The sequence below is a fragment of the Gilliamella sp. Choc4-2 genome, from assembly GCF_001690355.1.
Lineage (GTDB): Bacteria > Pseudomonadota > Gammaproteobacteria > Enterobacterales > Orbaceae > Gilliamella > Gilliamella apicola_A.
Window position 1 is genome coordinate 40279 of the sequence record NZ_LZHG01000025.1, and the last position, 16698, is coordinate 56976.

The window sequence follows — 16698 nt, forward strand, 5'->3', positions numbered from 1 at the left end:
GATCTTTTAGATGATCTTTTTATTTTTATTATTATTATGTAGGATAACTTTTGTGGGTAACTCTATTTTATTATTATTTTGTTTGATCTTATCGATCGCTAAATTATGTTAGTTGATCGGATCTTTTTTGTTTTAATTATGTTGATAAGTGCTACTTTTATTCACAGTTAATTTTGTTTCTTAGGTTGTTAATAGGCTTATCACAACTTATTATCCCGTTTTATCACAAAGTTATCCACAAAAAAATAAATTCGTTTGCTTACTTTTTATCTTTTATTGCCTTTATTTTATACATAAGTGAGTAATCTACTCTTTTTATGATCTTATTATTTGAATAAAATTCAAAAACAACTGAATAACTTGGTTAGTTTTATTTTTTTATTAATAGTAAATTAACTTGTATTTGTGTTATTTAAAATACACATTAAATACTTTGAAAAGTAGGATGTTTTTCTTTTCTATAAAAGTGATTGATTTTTATAAAAGCAAATTTATACTTAATATGATTTTATTTGTATTGTGAGGTTACTTTATTACTCTTTCACAGCTACCTTTGCCTTTTCCGTTATCTAATAATGAAACTTTTGATAGTTTTTATGTAGGTAATAATCGGTTATTGTTTGATTCGTTGCAAACCTTATTAGGTAAAGAGGGTTTTAATGTCTTTTATATATGGGCGGCTAACGTTGCAGGCCGAACTCACCTTTTACATGCGTCAAGCCAAAATAAATTAGCTAGTTATATTCCATTAAAACAGCATTATCATTTGGTACCTGAAATTTTACAAGGATTAGAAAATTATGATTTAGTCTGTTTAGATGATATTGATGCAATAGCAGGTCATAGAGATTGGGAAGAGGCTATTTTTGATTTATTTAATCGTTTGACAGAAAAAAATGTGAGTAAATTATTGATAACTGCAAATGCACCACCTAAACAAATTCCTTTTATATTGCCTGATTTAGTTTCTAGATTATCTTGGGGGCAGGTTTATCAATTAAAAGAACTTAGCGATGATGACAAGCTTAAAGCTTTGCAATTGAGAGCACAATTAAGTGGATTTGAACTATCAACAGATGTTGGGTTATTTTTATTAAAACGTGTTAATCGTGATATGCGTACATTATTTTCTTTGTTAGAAAAGTTTGAAGTAGCAACGTTAGCACAACAACGAAAGCTAACTATTCCTTTTATTAAAAATATTTTGGATTTGTAATATGAGCCATAAACCTGAAGCTATTGTTTTTTTTGATTTAGATGGGACATTATTTAATAGTCAAATTGATATATTGTCCAGTTCCCTTGATGCTATAAAAAAGTTAAAACATAATAATATTATTCCAGTGATAGCAACTGGTCGAACACCCTGTGAAGTTTCTGATTTAATGCAAAAGACTCAAATAGATTCGATTATTGGCATGAATGGGCAAGTTGTTTTATACAGAGGCGAAAAGGTTTTTACTAATAATATTGATAAAGATTTGATAATAAGAATACATCAGTATTCTAAGCAGGAAACGAATATTCCTTTATCTTTTTATAATGATGAAATGATGTGTATATCTGAGTATAGTCAAGCAGCCGAGAAGTTTTATCATTATCTTAAGCAACCAGTTCCTCCTGTTGATGATCAGGTTTATTTAAAATCACCTATTCAGATGCTTTTATTACTTTGTGAATCTGGAGAAGAGTTTTATCGAGATGTTTTCCCTGAGTTAACTTTTATTCGTAATACCCCTTACTGTGTTGATGTTTTTAATCATGGTGGCTCTAAAGGTTATGGTATTACTCAGTTATTAAAAAATAAAGAGTTCACTGATGTGCCAACTTATGCATTTGGTGATGGTATGAATGATTTTGAAATGTTCTTAACCGTTGATCACCCTATTGCTATGGGTAATGCAGTTGATGAATTAAAAGCAAAAGCTGAGTTTGTTACAGATACTAATAATAATGATGGTATTGCTAAAGCGTTACAAAAATTTGGGTTGATTTGATCGATATTTTTTAGTTTATTAATAAATAACGCCCAAACACACAGCTTGGTTTGCCCCAGTTACTTCGGGAATATTTGATGGAATGTTGTTGATCCGGCAATAAGCGAGCCAAGCGAAGGCTATAGCTTCCATGTCGTCACCATTTATGCCTTTAGTATCTGTTGTTAATACTGACCATGATGGTAATAATGCTGATAATCTTTGCATAATAAGTGAATTTTTAGCTCCTCCTCCACAAACTAAAAGCTCACAAGGTAATGTTTTTACTATAGGTAATTTATTGATTTCATTTGCAATTGATAAAGAGGTTAATTCAACGAATGTTGCTTGAATATCTTCAGCTTTTAAATCAATTCCTGTTAGTTTTTTATGTAACCATGGTAAATTAAATAGCTCACGCCCTGTACTTTTAGGTGCTGGTATTTTGAAATAATCTTCATCAAATAATTTATTCAGTAAGTCTTGGCTAACTTTTCCTGTTTTTGCCCACAACCCATTTTTATCATAGCTTTTACCTAGATTTTGATTTATCCAGCAATCAAGCAGTACGTTTCCTGGACCTGTATCATAACCAATAACAGTATGGTTAGGAATTAATACTGAAATGTTACTAATTCCTCCTATATTTAATACTACACGATTGATTTTTGGATCTTGTAGTATAGCTTTATGAAAAGCAGGGACCAGTGGGGCTCCTTGCCCGCCATAAGCCATATCTTTTCGGCGAAAATCAGCTATGGTGGTTATGCCTGTTTTTGCAGCGATAATATTGGCATCGCCAATTTGTAGGGTAAATGGATTGTCACTGATTGGTGCATGGTAAATAGTTTGCCCGTGGCAACCAATTGCTTTTATTTGTTGTTTATCTATTTTATTGTCTTTTAAAAATTGATTGATACTATCTGCAAATAATCCACCAAGTTGATGGTCTAATTCACCCAAATTTTGTAATGTGGTTTGTTTTGTTTCACATAATGTTAATAATTTCTGTCTTAAGTTGGTGGGCATTGGGTAGCAACTACTAGCTATTGATGTGACATTTTTTTCGGTAATACTAACCATAGCAATATCAATTCCATCCATGCTGGTTCCCGACATCACACCAATATATAAATTTTGCATATATCTATCCTTGTCGAATAATGTTACCTGTTTGAATATCTCTGATTTGAGATGGCTGTAATCTATTACCTGCTTCGCCTGCTAAAATCGGAAAATTTTGGCCAAATTGTTTGGCTACTTCGATGGCTGTTTTACAAGGAGGATAACTCGATAAATTAGCACTGGTTGAAACTATCGGTTTGCCATAAAGATCGCATAATTTACGAGCTAAAGGGTGATTGGTGACTCGTACTGCTATGGTTTCGAATTTACCAGTCAAAAAATAAGGTGTTTTTTTATTTTTAGGAAAAACCCAAGTAATAGGACCTGGCCAGCTAGTAAGTGCTAACTGTTTTTGTTCATTAGTTATAGCTGATTCATCTATATAAGGAATCAGTTGTTGGTAATGACTAGCAATTAAAATCAAACCTTTATCTATTGATCGCTGTTTTAGTTGTAACAGTTTTAATACGGCTGATTCACAATTAGGATCACAGCCTAATCCAAAAACAGCTTCGGTTGGGTAGGCCACAACCGAAGCTGTTTTTAGTAACTTCTTGGTTTGTTTTAAAGATAATAAATTTGCCATTAATACATAAATATTAGTTAAACATGGTTGAAAATTATATTAAACCTAGGTATTGAGATTTGCAAATTGGTCTCATTTACTTTTAAACAATTGCTAAAGCCAAATAAATTAAATACTCTTTGATTATTCCCAGTTTATTTGTGGAAAATAATAGGTTGTTAATTTAATAACTTGTTGCATCGTAATAATTTTAAGCCTAGGATCGATACTTGAACTAAGTCCACGAGCTTTAATATCGTTATCTAATATGTAGCAATGATCTGTTTGTTGGAAAATATAATCCAATAATGGATTATTCTGCGTAGCCATAATAACTCCATTTTGCCAAAATAGCACGGCATCTTGTTTTGATATTATTAGAGGTTCGATAACTAATCGGTTAGCAGAAGAAATTGTGTGTAACATAATTTTTCACTTTTTATATTGAATAACATGCTCGAATTTTAAAAAAAATTTAGTCCAATCTTATTTGGTACATCTTTATAGGGTATTAGTATATAATAAGTACTATTTATTGAGCAAAGAATGCGTGATGAAACTTACTATTTTATCCAATGAGCAAGAAACAGTTTTGTTTGGTAAGCTGCTTGCATCTAAATGTTTAAACTATTTATCAAATCATAATAGTACAATAGTCATTTATTTGATTGGTGACCTAGGTGCAGGTAAAACAACTTTTAGTCGTGGTTTTTTGCAACAATTGGGACATATTGGTAACGTAAAAAGTCCTACGTATACTCTAGTTGAACCTTATCAATTTGATGGTTTTTCAGTTTATCATTTTGATTTATATAGACTTAGTGATCCAGAAGAATTAGAGTTTATGGGGATTCGTGAATATTTTTCTTCGCGATCAATTTGTTTGATTGAGTGGCCACAGCAAGCAAATGGGATCTTGCCAAGTGCTGATCTTGAAATTCATTTGACTTATTTGGCGCTTGAACGTACTGCTTGCGTTCAGGCAATAAGTGAAAAAGGCAGCGAGATTATTAATCTATCATATTTGAAATAAACAATATAAAGACAATGAAAAAATTATTCACTTTTTTTATTTTATTACTGCTTTGTAGTTCTGCCTATGCAGCTAAAGTTGTTATTGCCGTTGATGCGGGGCATGGTGGTAAAGATTCCGGCGCAATAGGGAAAAATAAGTTATATGAAAAAACAGTTACGCTTTCTATTGCTAAAAAACTTACCAATTTACTAAATAAAGATCCTAATTTTAAAGGAGTATTAACCCGTAGCAATGATAATTTTATCTCTGTTTCACAACGCTCTGAAATAGCTCGTAAAAATAAAGCAAATTTATTAATTTCAATTCATGCCGATGCAGCACCGAATCGAAATGCAATGGGTGCTTCTATTTGGGTATTGTCAACCAAGCGAGCTGATACGGAATTAGGAAGATGGCTTGAACAGAGCGAAAAACAATCAGAATTGTTAGGTGGTGCTGGCAATGCATTAAGCGACGATAGCAATCCTCATTTAAGTCAAGCAATATTAGATTTACAATTTTCTTATTCTCAACAAGTGGGTTATGAGCTAGCACAACAAGTATTAAAACAAATTAAAAAGATAGTAAAATTACATAAATCAGTTCCTGAACATGCAAGTTTAGGTGTATTACGTTCGCCAGATATTCCGTCAATTTTAATTGAAGTTGGTTTTATTTCTAATGAAGGCGAAGAACGATTACTAAATAGTAATGCTCATCAAGATAAGATAGCTAAAGCAATCTATCAAGGTATAAAAAATTACGTTAAACAAAATCCAAAATTTGGAGAGCAACACTAATGGCAATTCATATTCTTTCACCTCAATTAGCAAATCAAATTGCAGCTGGTGAGGTGGTAGAACGTCCTGCTTCTGTTATTAAAGAGTTAGTTGAAAATAGCCTTGATGCGTGTAGCACTCAAATTGATATTGAACTTGAGCAAGGTGGCTGTAAATTAATTCGTATTCGTGATAATGGCTGCGGTATTGCGAAAGATGAATTAGCACTGGCGCTTGCTCGCCATGCTACAAGTAAAATAAGCAAATTAGATGATTTAGATTCTATTATTAGCCTCGGATTTCGTGGTGAGGCTCTGGCGAGTATAAGTTCAGTTGCAAGATTGACATTAACTTCACGCACAGCAGAACAAACTGAAGCTTGGCAAGTTTATGCTGAAGGGCGAGATATGCAGCCGGTGATTAAACCTGCTGCACACCCAGTTGGCTCCACTGTTGAAGTACTTGATTTGTTTTATAATACTCCTGCAAGACGCCGTTTTTTAAAAACAGAAAAAACCGAATTTATGCATATTGAGGAATTTGTTCGGCGTATTGCGTTATCTCGTCCTGATGTGACTTTTAATTTGCAACATAATGGTAAATTAGTAAAACAATATCGTTTATCTTCTCTTGAAAAAAGAGTTGAATTAGTTTGTGGTCGATCTTTTATGCAAAAAGCTATAAAACTTGATTGGCAGCACGATGATCTGTTTATTCAAGGTTGGGTTACTAGTAGTGAAGTAAGTAATTTACAATATTTTTATGTGAATGGTCGAGTGATCAAAGATAAATTACTTAATCATGCGTTACGACAAGCTTATATAAGACGTACGAATGAACAACAAAGTTATGTGGTATTTTTACAAATTGACCCAAAACAAGTTGATGTTAATGTTCATCCTGCTAAATATGAAGTCCGTTTTCATGAGGCAAGATTGGTTCATGATTTCGTTTATCAATCCATAGTTATGGCGCTTGAATCAGATTTATCTGCAATAGATGAAAAAGTAACAATAACACCTAATCGGCAAGCAGCTGGAGAAAATATCTTTAATCAACAGGCTATTTCTAAGCCTTATCAAGCTAATAACCAATTACCCAAAAAAAATAGCAATTATGCTAAAGAAAATGCGTTATATGGTCAGTTAGTTAGTGTTGAATCTCCCTCTCAAAATATTGCACAACGTGATATCGAAAAACCATTTTTATCTATAGAAGAAAATGACGTAACCGGACCACAAAAAGCGGTGATTGAATCATTATTTCCAAAACGAAGTACTCCGTTACAAACATTACAACAGCATCTTGATAGCTCATCACTAGTACAATTTGGTCGGGTATTAACCATTATTCAGCCTAATATTGCATTGCTTGAAAAGTATGAAGGTGATCAGCAAAAATTATTGTTAATAAAATTGCCTATTGCTCAACAAAAAGTCATTGCGATTAAATTATTATCACAAGATTCTGAAAAATTGCTTATTCCATTAACAATTTTACTCGATAATAAAGAGCAGAAAGTCCTGTCTTCTTATCAACCTCAGTTGAGTTTTTTAGGTTTTCATTTTTATATTGATAAAGCTAAATTATATCTACAAAATGTGCCTAAAATATTGCGAGCAATGAACTGGCAACAAATTTTACCTACTTTAATTAGTTTTATCTCATCATCGGAAAAGGAAGTGTTCAATCCAACTCAAATTGCTGCTTGGTTAGCTAATCAATACTATGATAGTTGTGCGGAGAGTTGGAGTGTAGCTAAGGTAATTCAATTGTTAGCAAAGTTAGAACAGATAGATATTAATTTGTTACAGCAAGAATCATTTTTATATCCGATTGATATAAAAAATTTAACACAATCAATTTTATTATGAATAAACCAAAAATTATTTCGTTAATGGGACCAACAGCATGTGGTAAAACAGCTATCGCTATGGCTCTTTATGATCGCTTTCCCATTGATATTATTAGTGTTGACTCAGCGTTAATTTATCGTGGTATGGATATTGGTACAGCCAAACCAACTAAAGAGGAACAACAGATGTATCCTCATAAATTGATTGATATTTGCGACCCTGTAGAAAGTTATTCAGTTGCAAATTTTCGACGTGATGCATTGGTAGAAATTAAAAAATCACTGGAAAAAGGACGAATTCCTCTATTAGTAGGTGGCACAATGCTTTATTTTAAAGCGTTAATTGAAGGGCTTTCACCACTTCCTGCTGCTAATAGCGAAATTCGTAAGCAAATACAGGAAAAAGCCAATAAATTAGGTTGGCAAGCAATTCACGAAGATCTAAAAAAAGTCGATCCAATTTCAGCTGAACGAATTCATCCTAACGATCCCCAGCGACTTAATCGTGCTTTAGAGGTTTATTTAATTTCAGGTAAAAGCCTAACTGAACTTACACAAGAAAGTGGTGAAGCATTACCATATAATATTATGCAATTTGCTATTATGCCAAAAGATAGGTCTCAACTACATGAACGTATTGAGCAACGTTTTTTACAAATGCTTGATCAAGGATTTGAAAATGAGGTTAGAGCACTTATGCAGCGAACTGATTTGCATTTAAATTTACCTTCTATTCGTTGTGTTGGTTATCGTCAAATGTGGGAATATTTAAATGGTTGTACTAGCTATGATGAGATGGTATTTAAAGGGATCTGCGCTACACGCCAATTAGCGAAAAGACAAATAACGTGGTTACGAGGTTGGAAACAACCTATAACATGGTTAAATACCGATAATATAGGTTCTATTTTTGATAACATATTGAAATAAAAGAGTACGAATATTTTTAATTTAAATTACCCTAGTAATTTTAGTAAAAATATTGCAAGCGTTTGTTAAACATGGGTATAATTTTTTACTTTTTGGTTTAAATTCATTAAAATTTTAGTTATTTGTGCATTAATTGTTGTTGTTTGGTTTAAGAACAGTGCTTTTTATGTTATTTTGGTAGATAATAAAAGAGTTTTATTTTTCGTCGTGAATAATAATTTATTTTCTGCGATAACATTATTGGTTCTTTCATCTTATTATAATTTTCTTATTAAAGGATAAACTCATGTCAAAAGGGCAGTCATTACAAGATCCTTATTTAAACTTGCTTCGTCGCGAGCATATTCCAGTATCTATCTATTTAGTTAATGGTATTAAATTACAAGGACAAATTGAGTCTTTCGATCAATTTGTGATTTTGTTAAAAAATACTGTTAGCCAAATGGTATATAAACATGCTATCTCAACAGTCGTACCATCTAGACCTATTTCTGGATTTGTATCTCAGACTGAAGAGGAAGGCGAAAGCTGATATTTCAGTGGAGAATCTGATTGTTTGAAAGACATAAAGGCGGTGAAACTGCCTTATTAGTTCATGTATTCTTCCCTAAAGAAAGCAATATCGAGGATCTTGAAGAGTTTGAAGTATTAGTTTCTTCAGCTAAGATAGACGTTCTCGATATTGTAACAACTTCAAGAAAAGCACCTCAAGCAAAATATTTTATTGGTGAAGGTAAAGCTCAAGAAATAGCTGAAAAAGTTAAACAGCTTGACGCTTCGGTTATTTTAGTAAATCATGCTTTGACGCCATCCCAAGAACGTAATTTAGAATTATTGTGTAAATGCCGAGTTGTTGATCGAACCGGATTAATTCTAGATATTTTTGCGCAACGAGCTAGAACACATGAAGGTAAATTACAAGTCGAGCTAGCACAATTACAATATTTATCCACACGTTTAGTTCGAGGTTGGACGCATTTAGAACGTCAAAAAGGTGGGATAGGCTTACGTGGACCGGGTGAAACTCAGTTAGAAACCGATAGAAGATTGATTCGTCATCGCATTCAATTAATTTTGTCAAAACTAGCTAAAGTTGAAAAACAACGTAACCAAAATCGCCAATCTAGGAACAAAGCTGATCTGTCAACAGTTTCACTTGTTGGTTATACTAATGCTGGTAAATCGACATTATTTAATGTGTTAACTAATGCCAATGTTTATGCGGCTGATCAACTATTTGCTACGCTTGATCCAACATTACGGCGTATTTATGTTAATGATGTTGGTCAGGTTGTTTTAGCTGACACAGTAGGTTTTATTCGTCATTTACCGCATGATCTTATTGCAGCTTTTAAAGCAACACTTCTCGAAACACAAGAAGCAGCATTATTATTGCATGTGGTAGATGCAGCCGATCCTAATTTGTTAGATAGCATGTATGCAGTTGATGAGGTATTATTTGAAATTAATGCACACAAAATACCGACACTATTTGTTATGAATAAGATCGATTTAATAGAAGATAAACAGCCAAGTATTGATCGAGATGAAAATGGCATCCCAATTCGTGTTTGGATTTCAGCCCAAAATAATTTAGGATTAGATCTTTTATTTATCGCTTTAAAAGAAATACTTACTAAACAAATGCAAATTTGTCAGATAAGTTTGCCTGCTTATTTAGTTAGAATAAGAAGTCGTCTATATCAATTAAATGCAGTAGAAAAGGAAATTATTTGTGATGATGGTAATTTTTATTTAAATGTAAGAATGCCTTCAATTGAGTGGAATAGGCTCTGTAAACAAGAGCCAGATCTGTTATACTTAACTAATACGCAAAATAACAACTAATTGTTAAATGGAGCATATAAAATATGGCGTGGAATCAGCCCGGAAATAACGGACAAGACAATGATCCATGGGGAAATAATAACAAAAAGCCTTCTGGTTCATCAGGTAATTTATTTGATAAAATTAAAAACCTTTTAAAAAAAGGTAATTCAGGCAATATTGGTGGATTATTACCAGGAAAACGCCCAATTAGTGCTACTAAAATAGGTAGCATTGTTATAATTGCATTAATACTTATTTGGGGCGTAAGTGGCTTTTATACTATAAACCAAAGCCAAAGAGGCGTAATTACTCGTTTTGGTCAAGTTCAATCTGAAATCATACAACCAGGGTTGAATTGGAGAATGCCATTGATCGATAATCTTTATATTGTCGATACACAAGGAACACAAAATTTTAATGTGAAAGGATACATCGTTACTACAGGTGAAAACTTAGTTTATGTTGAAATGAATGTTCAGTATCGTATTAATGATCCTTTAAAATATTTATTTAATGTTACTAATGTTAAAGATAGCCTTCATCAAGCAGCTGATAGTGCGCTTAGAACGGCTGTAGGTAGTTCTAATATTGATGCTATTATTTCAGATGGGCGTGCAGCACTTGAAAGTAGCACTAAAGATGAGCTTGTAAATGTTATTACTCATTACGATATGGGAATTAATATTGTTGATTTAAATTTCCAAGTTGCAGGACCGCCAGAGCAAGTTCAGGACGCTTATGATGATGCTATACGAGCTCAAGGTGACAGTGAACGTGAGATAAAGCAGGCTGAAGCGGATAAAGTGCAGTTAATTCAGCAAGCAGAAGGTCGTTCTGCAAGAATTTTAGCTGATGCTAATGCTTATAAAGTTAGCGTTCAACTTGAAGCATCTGGTGATGTTGCTCGATTTGAAAAAATATTACCACAATATAAAGTTGCGCCTGAAATAACTAAAGAGCGCTTATATATCGAAACAATGGAAAAAATATTAAGTAAAACTAATAAAGTCATTATTAATGATAAAAGTGGTAATTTAATGGTATTGCCGTTAGAGCAATTATTAAAAAATAAAGCTGAAAAGGGTTTTGATACCTCGACCTTATCAAATACAAATGAAAGTTATCATTTTAATATGCTAAATACTTCTGAGGAAATAAAAAATCGACAAGAAACTAAACCTGAATCACAAAATAGTAATAAACCTAATGGTGGTAGTATTTCAGGAAATACTACGCGAACTATAGGACGATAAGGAGAAAAAATGCGTAAACTATTAATTCCTATTGTCTTAATCTTGATTGGGATATTTTTTTCAAGTGCTTATGTTATTGAAGAAGGTACGCGTGGAGTCGTATTGCGATTCAATAAAATTATTGCTTTGTCAAAACCTGGATTACATTTCAAAATTCCTGGTATGGATAGAGTAAAAATAATTGATGCAAAAATCCACACGACAAATAGTTCTAATAATAATAGAGAACAGCGGTTTTTTAATGTACAAAAAAAAGAGCTAATTGTTGACTATTTTGTTCAATGGAAAATTATAGATTTTAACCGTTATTATGAAACGGTAGCTGGTGGTAACAATGTTGAAGACTTATTATTAGCACGTTTGAATGGCCGTTTAAGAGCTGAAATAGGTAAGCTTAGTAATGAAGATATTATAAACGATTCTAACGCGGATACTAAATCACGTAATTCTTTAATGATTCGTGTTAAAGATTCTTTAAATGGTACTCATCATGAAGTAGTTAAACATGCTCAAATTGGTAATCTACCTGTTGATCTTAAAAAAGATTCTGAAGATGGCAAAACTAGTTTAAGAGCTTTTGGGGTTGAAGTAATTGATGTGCGTATAAAAAAGATAAACTTCCCTGATGCTGTTTCTGGTTCTATTTATGCAAGAATGCGAGCAGAACGCGAAGTTATTGCTCGAGATAAGCGTTTTGAGGGTGTAAGAAAAGCAGAGGAAATCCGAGCTAGCGCAACATTGCAAGCGGCTAAAATTTTATCTGAAGCTGAGCGAGAGTCACGTATTATCCGTGGTGAAGGGGATGCCGTTGCCGCAAAACTATATGCTGATGCTTTTGGTAAAGATATGATGTTTTTTAGCTTCATTCGTAGTTTAAAAGCTTATGAAAAAAGCATTACAAGTAATGATGTTATGGTAATTAGCCCTGATAATGACTTTTTCCAATATATGAAATTAAAATCAAATAAATAATAGAATGAGTAAATAGCTTATGAGTAATAATGTTGTTGTGCTAGGTACACAATGGGGTGATGAAGGTAAAGGTAAAGTTGTTGATTTACTCACAGAAAAAGCAAAATATGTTGTTCGTTATCAAGGTGGGCATAATGCAGGTCATACATTAGTTATTAATGGTGTAAAAACAGTATTACACTTAATTCCATCAGGAATTTTACGTAATGATGTTATTAGCATTATTGCTAATGGTGTAGTGCTTTGTCCTGATGCTTTGATGAAAGAGATGAAAGAGTTAGAAAATAGTGGTATTCCTGTTAAGGAAAGACTCCTTATCTCTGAATCATGTCCTCTAATTTTGCCTTACCATATTGCATTAGATCAAGCTCGAGAAAAAGCTCGTGGTAATAAAGCTATTGGAACAACAGGGCGTGGTATTGGTCCTGCTTATGAGGATAAAGTTGCTCGCCGTGGGCTTCGAGTCGGTGATTTACGTGATCGCCAAGCTTTTGCTGAAAAATTAAAAGAAGTGATGGAGTACCATAACTTCCAATTAGTCAACTATTACAAAGCAGAAGCGGTTGACTATCAAAAAGTGTTAGATGATACATTAGCGATTGCTGATATTTTAGTTGCTATGATTGCCGATATTCCTGCACTTTTGGAAGATGCACGAAGAAAAGGCGAAAGAATTATGTTCGAAGGTGCACAAGGTACATTACTTGATATCGATCATGGTACTTATCCTTTTGTAACTTCTTCTAATACTACTGCTGGTGGTGTGGCAACGGGATCTGGTTTTGGTCCGCGTTATGTTGGCTATGTGTTAGGTATTGTTAAAGCTTACTCTACGCGTGTTGGTGCTGGTCCATTCCCTACCGAGCTATTTGACGAAGTTGGTGAATATCTTTGCAAACAAGGTAATGAATTTGGTGCAACGACAGGTCGTCGCCGTCGAACTGGATGGCTTGATGCTGTTGCTGTGCGTAAAGCAGTACAACTTAATTCTGTCTCTGGATTTTGTTTAACTAAACTTGATGTGTTAGATGGGCTTAAAGAAGTAAAAATTTGTGTCGGTTACCAATTACCAAATGGTGATGTTATCAAAAACGCTCCAGCTGCCGCTGAAGAGTGGAGCTTAGTAAAACCTGTTTATGAAACTATGCCAGGTTGGAGTGAATCAACTTTTGGTATTAAAAGCTATGATGCACTGCCGCAAGCCGCAAAAGCTTATATCAAAAGAATTGAAGAGTTAACTGAAACACCAATTGATATTATTTCAACAGGTCCTGATCGCAATGAAACCATGATTTTACGTGATCCTTATCAAGCTTAATATTGATTAAAAAATCGGGATAATTTTCCCGATTTTTTATTTTTTGAGGTATAACGATTAACTGTGTATGAGGGAATTATGGCTAAATTAGGTACTCCTTTATCACCGACTGCAACTAAAGTATTGCTTTGTGGTGCAGGAGAATTAGCTAAAGAAGTGGCGATAGAATTACAGCGTTTTGGCTGTGAAGTTATTGCTGTTGATCGCTATGCTAATGCGCCAGCAATGCAAGTAGCTCATCGGTATCATACTGTTAATATGCTTGATGGGGGGGCTCTAAGAAAAGTCATTGAAGTGGAAAATCCTGATTATATCGTACCAGAAATTGAAGCTATTGCTACATCTACATTAATTGAGTTGGAAAAAGAAGGATTTACTATTATTCCAACAGCAAAAGCAACGCAATTAACAATGAATCGTGAGGGAATTCGCCGTCTTGCTGCAGAAGAATTAAAACTACCCACTTCACCTTACCGTTTCGCTGAAAACGAATTTGAATATGAACAAATGGTAAAAGAGATCGGTTTTCCATGTTTGGTTAAGCCAGTTATGAGCTCTTCGGGTAAAGGTCAATCTTTATTGCGTAGTGAAGCAGATATCAAATCTTCATGGATATATGCTCAAGAAGGGGGGCGATCTGGTAAAGGGAAAGTAATCATAGAAGGTTTTGTTGATTTTGATTACGAGATTACTTTGCTGACTGTTCGGCATATTAACGGAGTTTCATTCTGCGAACCAATTGGCCATCGTCAAGAAAAAGGTGATTATCGAGAATCTTGGCAACCTCAGCAGATGCCAGAAAAAGCATTGAAACAAGCGAAAAATATTGCAACTAAAATAACAGAAGAATTAGGTGGCCGAGGGGTATTTGGTGTTGAATTATTTGTTAAAGGGGAGCAAGTATGGTTTAGTGAAGTATCACCTCGTCCTCATGATACCGGTATGGTGACGTTAATTTCACAAAACTTATCTGAGTTTGCATTACATGCTAGAGCAATATTAGGATTGCCAATTCCAATTATAGAACAATATGGTGCTTGTGCATCGTCTGTCTTATTAGTAGAAGGTAATTCCAAGCAAATAACTTTTGCTAATATTGATAAAGCATTAAGCGAGCCGCAAACCGATTTACGTTTGTTTGGTAAACCAGAAGTAAAAGGAATACGAAGAATGGGTGTTGCGTTAGCTAGAGCATCGACAGTTAAAGAGGCCATTAATAAAGCAATTGATGTGACAAAACAACTAAAGATAACCCTATAATGCATAAATTTGTGTAAAAAGCAGTCACTCAATACAAAAAAATAAAAAATTCTAAAATAGGGGTTGACGTTCATAAGTGAAGTGAGTAATATACGCAACCCTTGAGACAGCAAAGATGATTAACAAAAAGTTGATTGAGAATTGGAAGCTGTTAGCTCTTTAAAAAGAAGAAACAGACAATCTGTGTGGGCACTTGCGAGACGAAAGATTAAAAGTCTACGGACTAAAAAGATTAAGAAGTCTTGATAAGTGACACTGAAGATTCATTTGAATATGTCAGAGACAGTTATTGAGCATCAAACTTTAAATTGAAGAGTTTGATCATGGCTCAGATTGAACGCTGGCGGCAGGCTTAACACATGCAAGTCGAACGGTAACATGAGTGCTTGCACTTGATGACGAGTGGCGGACGGGTGAGTAATGTATGGGGATCTGCCAGATGGAGGGGGACAACAGTTGGAAACGACTGCTAATACCGCATAAAGTTGAGAGACCAAAGTACGGTTCCGCGAGGACGTGCGCCATTTGATGAACCCATATGGGATTAGCTAGTTGGTGGGGTAAAGGCTTACCAAGGCGACGATCTCTAGCTGGTCTGAGAGGATGACCAGCCACACTGGAACTGAGACACGGTCCAGACTCCTACGGGAGGCAGCAGTGGGGAATATTGCACAATGGGGGGAACCCTGATGCAGCCATGCCGCGTGTATGAAGAAGGCCTTCGGGTTGTAAAGTACTTTCGGTAGTGAGGAAGTTTTGGGTATGAAAAGTGCCTAGAATTGACGTTAGTTACAGAAGAAGCACCGGCTAACTCCGTGCCAGCAGCCGCGGTAATACGGAGGGTGCGAGCGTTAATCGGAATGACTGGGCGTAAAGGGCATGTAGGCGGATAATTAAGTTAGGTGTGAAATCCCTGGGCTCAACCTAGGAATTGCATTTAAAACTGGTTATCTGGAGTATTGTAGAGGAAGGTAGAATTCCACGTGTAGCGGTGAAATGCGTAGAGATGTGGAGGAATACCGGTGGCGAAGGCGGCCTTCTGGACAGATACTGACGCTGAGATGCGAAAGCGTGGGGAGCAAACAGGATTAGATACCCTGGTAGTCCACGCTGTAAACGATGTCGATTTGGAGTTTGTTGCCTAGAGTGATGGGCTCCGAAGCTAACGCGATAAATCGACCGCCTGGGGAGTACGGCCGCAAGGTTAAAACTCAAATGAATTGACGGGGGCCCGCACAAGCGGTGGAGCATGTGGTTTAATTCGATGCAACGCGAAGAACCTTACCTGGTCTTGACATCCACAGAATCTTGTAGAGATATGAGAGTGCCTTCGGGAACTGTGAGACAGGTGCTGCATGGCTGTCGTCAGCTCGTGTTGTGAAATGTTGGGTTAAGTCCCGCAACGAGCGCAACCCTTATCCTTTGTTGCCATCGATTAGGTCGGGAACTCAAAGGAGACTGCCGTTGATAAAGCGGAGGAAGGTGGGGACGACGTCAAGTCATCATGGCCCTTACGACCAGGGCTACACACGTGCTACAATGGCGTATACAAAGGGAGGCGACCTCGCGAGAGCAAGCGGACCTCATAAAGTACGTCTAAGTCCGGATTGGAGTCTGCAACTCGACTCCATGAAGTCGGAATCGCTAGTAATCGTGAATCAGAATGTCACGGTGAATACGTTCCCGGGCCTTGTACACACCGCCCGTCACACCATGGGAGTGGGTTGCACCAGAAGTAGATAGCTTAACCTTAGGGAGGGCGTTTACCACGGTGTGATTCATGACTGGGGTGAAGTCGTAACAAGGTAACCGTAGGGGAA

General features: G+C 35.2%; 14 protein-coding genes, 1 rRNA gene and 1 pseudogene. 13 read left to right on the top strand and 3 right to left on the bottom strand.

Annotated elements, in window-relative coordinates:
• Nucleotides 1-532 precede the first annotated feature (532 nt).
• Complete coding sequence (gene hda / locus A9G34_RS03835; protein ID WP_080715932.1) at nt 533-1216, top strand: DnaA inactivator Hda; 684 nt, start codon at nt 533-535, stop codon at nt 1214-1216.
• A 1-nt stretch (nt 1217) separates the two neighbouring features.
• The gene (locus tag A9G34_RS03840) at nt 1218-1997 is read left to right on the top strand and encodes a Cof-type HAD-IIB family hydrolase (RefSeq protein ID WP_065568921.1); all 780 of its coding nucleotides are present in this window, start codon (nt 1218-1220) and stop codon (nt 1995-1997) included.
• Between the two features lie 18 nt (nt 1998-2015).
• Here A9G34_RS03840 and A9G34_RS03845 read toward each other — a convergent pair whose 3' ends face one another.
• The 3 genes from A9G34_RS03845 to tusB all read right to left on the bottom strand — a co-directional run bounded on the left by A9G34_RS03845 (nt 2016) and on the right by tusB (nt 4092).
• Nucleotides 2016-3119: an anhydro-N-acetylmuramic acid kinase gene (locus tag A9G34_RS03845; protein WP_034947564.1), complete on the bottom strand. Its 1104-nt coding sequence runs from the start codon at nt 3117-3119 to the stop codon at nt 2016-2018.
• A 4-nt stretch (nt 3120-3123) separates the two neighbouring features.
• On the bottom strand, nt 3124-3687 hold the full coding sequence (locus tag A9G34_RS03850; RefSeq protein ID WP_065568922.1) for a Sua5/YciO/YrdC/YwlC family protein: 564 nt from the start codon (nt 3685-3687) through the stop codon (nt 3124-3126).
• Nucleotides 3688-3810: 123 nt separating this feature from the next.
• A complete protein-coding gene (tusB, locus tag A9G34_RS03855; protein WP_065568923.1) occupies nt 3811-4092 on the bottom strand; it encodes a sulfurtransferase complex subunit TusB in 282 nt (93 codons plus the stop codon).
• 127 nt (nt 4093-4219) lie between these two features.
• On the opposite strand from tusB, the gene tsaE reads away from it, so the two are divergent.
• The 11 genes and pseudogenes from tsaE to A9G34_RS03910 form a co-directional block, all read left to right on the top strand.
• Complete coding sequence (gene tsaE, locus A9G34_RS03860; protein WP_034947573.1) at nt 4220-4699, top strand: tRNA (adenosine(37)-N6)-threonylcarbamoyltransferase complex ATPase subunit type 1 TsaE; 480 nt, start codon at nt 4220-4222, stop codon at nt 4697-4699.
• 56 nt (nt 4700-4755) lie between these two features.
• Nucleotides 4756-5460 (top strand): annotated as a pseudogene (locus A9G34_RS03865) (N-acetylmuramoyl-L-alanine amidase); the annotation flags it as partial.
• A 20-nt stretch (nt 5461-5480) separates the two neighbouring features.
• Nucleotides 5481-7334, top strand: a complete 1854-nt coding sequence (gene mutL, locus A9G34_RS03870) for a DNA mismatch repair endonuclease MutL (RefSeq protein WP_065568924.1) — start codon at nt 5481-5483, stop codon at nt 7332-7334.
• Nucleotides 7331-8245: a tRNA (adenosine(37)-N6)-dimethylallyltransferase MiaA gene (gene miaA / locus A9G34_RS03875; protein WP_034947579.1), complete on the top strand. Its 915-nt coding sequence runs from the start codon at nt 7331-7333 to the stop codon at nt 8243-8245. The genes mutL and miaA overlap by 4 nt, the downstream gene beginning before the upstream one ends.
• Before the next feature lie 286 nt (nt 8246-8531).
• Nucleotides 8532-8777, top strand: a complete 246-nt coding sequence (hfq, locus tag A9G34_RS03880; protein WP_034947582.1) for an RNA chaperone Hfq — start codon at nt 8532-8534, stop codon at nt 8775-8777.
• A 20-nt stretch (nt 8778-8797) separates the two neighbouring features.
• A complete protein-coding gene (gene hflX, locus A9G34_RS03885) occupies nt 8798-10093 on the top strand; it encodes a ribosome rescue GTPase HflX (protein ID WP_065568925.1) in 1296 nt (431 codons plus the stop codon).
• Between the two features lie 23 nt (nt 10094-10116).
• Complete coding sequence (gene hflK, locus A9G34_RS03890) at nt 10117-11328, top strand: FtsH protease activity modulator HflK (RefSeq protein ID WP_051825406.1); 1212 nt, start codon at nt 10117-10119, stop codon at nt 11326-11328.
• 9 nt (nt 11329-11337) lie between these two features.
• Nucleotides 11338-12300 carry a protease modulator HflC gene (gene hflC, locus A9G34_RS03895; RefSeq protein WP_034947588.1) on the top strand — a complete coding sequence of 321 codons (963 nt, stop codon included), beginning with the start codon at nt 11338-11340 and terminating at the stop codon, nt 12298-12300.
• Nucleotides 12301-12319: 19 nt separating this feature from the next.
• Nucleotides 12320-13618: an adenylosuccinate synthase gene (locus tag A9G34_RS03900; RefSeq protein WP_065568926.1), complete on the top strand. Its 1299-nt coding sequence runs from the start codon at nt 12320-12322 to the stop codon at nt 13616-13618.
• Between the two features lie 78 nt (nt 13619-13696).
• Nucleotides 13697-14878, top strand: coding sequence for a formate-dependent phosphoribosylglycinamide formyltransferase (purT, locus tag A9G34_RS03905; protein ID WP_065568927.1), 1182 nt, complete (start codon nt 13697-13699; stop codon nt 14876-14878).
• A 305-nt stretch (nt 14879-15183) separates the two neighbouring features.
• A 16S ribosomal RNA gene (locus A9G34_RS03910) occupies nt 15184-16698 on the top strand; the annotation flags it as partial.

Excerpts from the sequence above, each read along its gene's own strand:
- purT (WP_065568927.1), top strand. The coding sequence starts at position 13,697 with ATGGCTAAATTAGGTACTCCTTTATCACCGACTGCAACTAAAGTATTG.
- tsaE (WP_034947573.1), top strand. The coding sequence starts at position 4,220 with ATGAAACTTACTATTTTATCCAATGAGCAAGAAACAGTTTTGTTTGGT.
- mutL (WP_065568924.1), top strand. The coding sequence starts at position 5,481 with ATGGCAATTCATATTCTTTCACCTCAATTAGCAAATCAAATTGCAGCT.
- miaA (WP_034947579.1), top strand. The coding sequence starts at position 7,331 with ATGAATAAACCAAAAATTATTTCGTTAATGGGACCAACAGCATGTGGT.
- A9G34_RS03900 (WP_065568926.1), top strand. The coding sequence starts at position 12,320 with ATGAGTAATAATGTTGTTGTGCTAGGTACACAATGGGGTGATGAAGGT.
- tusB (WP_065568923.1), bottom strand. The coding sequence starts at position 4,092 with ATGTTACACACAATTTCTTCTGCTAACCGATTAGTTATCGAACCTCTA.
- hfq (WP_034947582.1), top strand. The coding sequence starts at position 8,532 with ATGTCAAAAGGGCAGTCATTACAAGATCCTTATTTAAACTTGCTTCGT.
- hflK (WP_051825406.1), top strand. The coding sequence starts at position 10,117 with ATGGCGTGGAATCAGCCCGGAAATAACGGACAAGACAATGATCCATGG.
- hflC (WP_034947588.1), top strand. The coding sequence starts at position 11,338 with ATGCGTAAACTATTAATTCCTATTGTCTTAATCTTGATTGGGATATTT.
- A9G34_RS03845 (WP_034947564.1), bottom strand. The coding sequence starts at position 3,119 with ATGCAAAATTTATATATTGGTGTGATGTCGGGAACCAGCATGGATGGA.
- A9G34_RS03850 (WP_065568922.1), bottom strand. The coding sequence starts at position 3,687 with ATGGCAAATTTATTATCTTTAAAACAAACCAAGAAGTTACTAAAAACA.
- A9G34_RS03840 (WP_065568921.1), top strand. The coding sequence starts at position 1,218 with ATGAGCCATAAACCTGAAGCTATTGTTTTTTTTGATTTAGATGGGACA.